This window comes from Mesorhizobium sp. M5C.F.Ca.IN.020.29.1.1 (assembly GCF_003997375.1).
GTDB lineage: Bacteria > Pseudomonadota > Alphaproteobacteria > Rhizobiales > Rhizobiaceae > Mesorhizobium > Mesorhizobium wenxiniae.
In genome coordinates this window covers 1-599 of the sequence record NZ_RZSW01001144.1, presented here as the reverse complement: position 1 = coordinate 599, position 599 = coordinate 1, and the positions used below count along the sequence as shown (strand labels likewise).

2 pseudogenes are annotated in these 599 nt (G+C 65.6%); both read left to right on the top strand.

Annotation, left to right across the window (positions count from 1 at the left end):
- Positions 1 to 192 (top strand): annotated as a pseudogene (locus tag EOA85_RS36760) (conjugal transfer protein TrbH); the annotation flags it as partial.
- Between the two features lie 231 nt (positions 193 to 423).
- Positions 424 to 549 (top strand): annotated as a pseudogene (locus tag EOA85_RS36755) (branched-chain amino acid ABC transporter permease); the annotation flags it as partial.
- Positions 550 to 599: the final 50 nt, after the last annotated feature.

Sequence of the window (599 nt, the reverse complement as noted above, 5' to 3'; positions counted from 1 at the left end):
GGGTATGCCGTCGTCAGCGACCAGAAGACCGACGGCGAAAAGCTGATCCCGCTCACCTATGTCATCGACAGTTATGACGGCCAGGTGCTCGCCCGCCTGTCGACCGGTTCGCTGGACCTTGGCCGTGCCTACACCGCGACCTCAGCCGGCGCGACGCCGGCGAGCCCGCTGTCGGTCATGCAAGGCGGGTGAGGGGAGGGGGAGATGGTCCAGTCCCTGAAACTTGGCGGCGCCGAGACGGCCGAGCCCAGAATCCGGCGGCTCAACCGCCTGCCTGTGCTGATCGCGATCGGCCTCGTCGTCGCGTTCCTCGCGGTGATCATCTATGGGCTGACATCGCGCGGCCTCTATTTCTCGGGCGAGCCGCAGATCGACCAGGCTGGCGGCGCTCCGGCTTCGCCCTATGCCGACCAGCTGAAGCGCGGCGTCTCCGACGGCATCATCTCGGTGTTCTTCTCGCCGACATTGGCCAAGATCATCGCCACGCTCGTCGTTGCCATGGTGCTGGTGTTCCGCCCGCAAGGCCTGTTCGGAACGGCGACGAAATGAGCGGCGACGGGACGACAGCCAAAGTCTATGCGTTGCATGCGGCTGTCATC